This window comes from Nocardiopsis sp. JB363 (genome assembly GCF_900143625.1).
Taxonomy (GTDB): domain Bacteria; phylum Actinomycetota; class Actinomycetes; order Streptosporangiales; family Streptosporangiaceae; genus Nocardiopsis.
The window spans coordinates 1-2,382 of record NZ_FRFF01000123.1; the positions used below are offsets into that span (position 1 = coordinate 1).

The window sequence follows — 2,382 nt, forward strand, 5'->3', positions numbered from 1 at the left end:
GATCTTGTACTTGTGGTCAACTTCGGCGCCGAAGTTGACCACAAGTACAAGATCACCGTTGCGGGCGGGGTCTCTGGGCCCCACCCGCGACGGTTGTGGGGCCTTCGTCAGTTGAGGTCGCGCTTGGCGGTGTGGAGAAAAGCGCGCCACTCGGCCGGGCCGTAGGCCAGTGCGACCAGCTCACGGTTCTGGGTGTCTCGGACAGCGGAGAAGGCGGGGGTGTCAGCCACCTCTACGCAGTTGCCATTGCCTCCACTGTAGGACGACTTGCGAAATTCCAGGTTCGTGCTCATGCGTGTAGTCCTTCTACTATTTCCGTGATCAGCGCCCGGGAATCCGGGCTATTCAGGGCGGCCTTTCGCAGATGCTCGAACGACCGTCGGTACGTGGTGACGTCCTGTGGATCGTCCATGAAGATGTCGGCGGTGGGTCCTTCCAGATACACGGTGGACAAGCCTGCTTCTGTGACGTCTAGCAGCGTAAAGGCTGAGATCTCCATCGCGGCATGTGCTCCCGTGCTGAAGGGGAGCACCTGGAGTGCGAGCATGTCCTGTTCCTCGGACAGCTCTAGAACCCGTTGGAGTTGCTCACGCATGATCCCAGGACCGCCCACAAGTGAACGCAGTGCGCTTTCAGCCACGATCGCCCACAGGTGAGGTGCGCGACGCTCAAGCCATTCTTCTTGTCTACGCATACGAATGGCTACGCGATCTGCGATGTCGTCTGCGGAAGCACGGTCCGGGGCCGAGACGGCTCGGGTGACAGCGCGAGCGTACGCCTCGCTCTGAAGCAGGCCGGGGATGATCTGCGCTTCGTACGCAGAGATGTCGGATGCGGCGGCTTCGAGGCCGATGAAGGTGCCGTATGGCTTGGCGATGTCTCGGCCCTGCCACCAGCCCGGGGTTCTGGCGGTCTCACGGAGCTTCATGATGCGCGCGGTTTCTTCGGGGGCAACCTCGTAGTGCGCGAGTAGGCGCTCCAGGCTGTGCACACCGGGCACCTGGCCGTCTGCCTTACCGGACTCCCAACGGGCGAGGGATGAACCTTGCGAACGAATCGCCTTCGCGACGCCCGTGAATGAGCGATCACCTCGAAGACTGCGTAGCTCACGGGCGAGCACCCAGCGAGCCACAGTAGGGGCCTGCGGCTGCGTTGCCTTGCTGGTCATGCCTTCAGCATGCCACATCGGGAGTTTCCGGACTTGCCTAACAGACTTTCTTAAGAGAGTTCGCTAAGCGACTTGCTTTATCGAAGCGACTGGGTGAGGCTTAAGTCACTGAACGCAGCCGTCGACCTCTGGGCCTCGCTCATCGGCAGCCCCCTACCGGCGAGATGACCCTCCCCGAAACCCTCTCCCACGTGCCAGAACTGGCCAGGCACAGAAAAACCCCGGCGGGTGTAGTCGCACCCCCGGGGCCAGGCCGACAACCAACCCTTCAACCAGGAGTTGCCGACGTGTCCATTGTCCCTGAAAACCCCACGCCCGCCTACCCGGGACGGCGGTGGCAAGCCCGCCACTACCCCGGAACCCGCTCCACCTGCACCCGTTTCCGGACGGAACTGCGCTCTGACCTGCGCGCCCTGGCCGGGGTTCCGCGCTCCCTGTGCGAGGACATCGAACTGTGCGGCAGCGAGGCCTTTGCCAACGCCGTCACGCATTCCCGCTCTCAGCGCCCCGGTGGCACGGTCGTTCGGATGCTCTCCACCCCGATCGTCATGGGCCGCGAGACCACCCTGCGCCTGTCGGTCATCGACGACGGACCGATGGACACCCGTCCGATGTGCCCGCCGCCTCGGCGTTCGGTGGAGGAATGGGAACAGGCCGAATCCGGGCGCGGCCTGCTGCTGATCCACCAGCTGGCGAGCGAGTGGGGCACCCAGCGCTGGGCCGACCCCACCCTGCCCGCCGTGCTCGGCACGGTTCTGTGGGCCGAGTTCACCTACCCCACCCCGACCACGATGACCTGTGTTTGCGGGGGTGGGCGATGAGCAACGCGACCATCCCCATGGACCTACGTCGGGTTCTGGAAGCACCCCGAGGCCGACGCTTCAGCCACACCCCACACCGCCCCGGCACCCGACCGACACTGATCGACACCCCCCACCAGAGGAACGAAACCGGCCCCGCATCACTCCCACCGCTGGTCTCGCTGGGCCGCACCCCCAGGGAACGCGAACTCCTGTCCCAAATGCCCGACACACCCGGGCTCCGCCGCCGCCTCGAACGCGGAGATCTGCCCGAATGGATGCGGGTCGTCGCCGCCCAACGGGCCGAGGAACCCGACCGGCCCCAACAGCCCCCTTGGTGGCACGACCAGGTACCCGACCGGACCCCGGCCCCGGCCCCGGCCCACGAACCCGCCGAGGAAGCCGAGCCCGCCC

General features: G+C 65.5%; 4 protein-coding genes. 2 read left to right on the forward strand and 2 right to left on the reverse strand.

The features are described from left to right. Positions 1-107: 107 nt before the first annotated feature. Positions 108-293 carry a DUF397 domain-containing protein gene (locus tag BQ8420_RS17855; protein ID WP_087100269.1) on the reverse strand — a complete coding sequence of 62 codons (186 nt, stop codon included), beginning with the start codon at positions 291-293 and terminating at the stop codon, positions 108-110. Continuing rightward, a complete protein-coding gene (locus tag BQ8420_RS17860) occupies positions 290-1,168 on the reverse strand; it encodes a helix-turn-helix transcriptional regulator (RefSeq protein ID WP_143847383.1) in 879 nt (292 codons plus the stop codon). The genes BQ8420_RS17855 and BQ8420_RS17860 overlap by 4 nt, the downstream gene beginning before the upstream one ends. 287 nt (positions 1,169-1,455) lie before the next feature. Between BQ8420_RS17860 and BQ8420_RS17865 the strand changes: the two genes are divergently transcribed. After that, complete coding sequence (locus BQ8420_RS17865) at positions 1,456-1,989, forward strand: ATP-binding protein (RefSeq protein ID WP_087100271.1); 534 nt, start codon at positions 1,456-1,458, stop codon at positions 1,987-1,989. Then, on the forward strand, positions 1,986-2,382 hold a 397-nt coding region (locus tag BQ8420_RS17870; protein ID WP_087100272.1), incomplete at its 3' end, for a hypothetical protein. The genes BQ8420_RS17865 and BQ8420_RS17870, both read left to right, overlap by 4 nt.

Excerpts from the sequence above, each read along its gene's own strand:
- BQ8420_RS17855 (WP_087100269.1), bottom strand. The coding sequence starts at position 293 with ATGAGCACGAACCTGGAATTTCGCAAGTCGTCCTACAGTGGAGGCAAT.
- BQ8420_RS17860 (WP_143847383.1), bottom strand. The coding sequence starts at position 1,168 with ATGACCAGCAAGGCAACGCAGCCGCAGGCCCCTACTGTGGCTCGCTGG.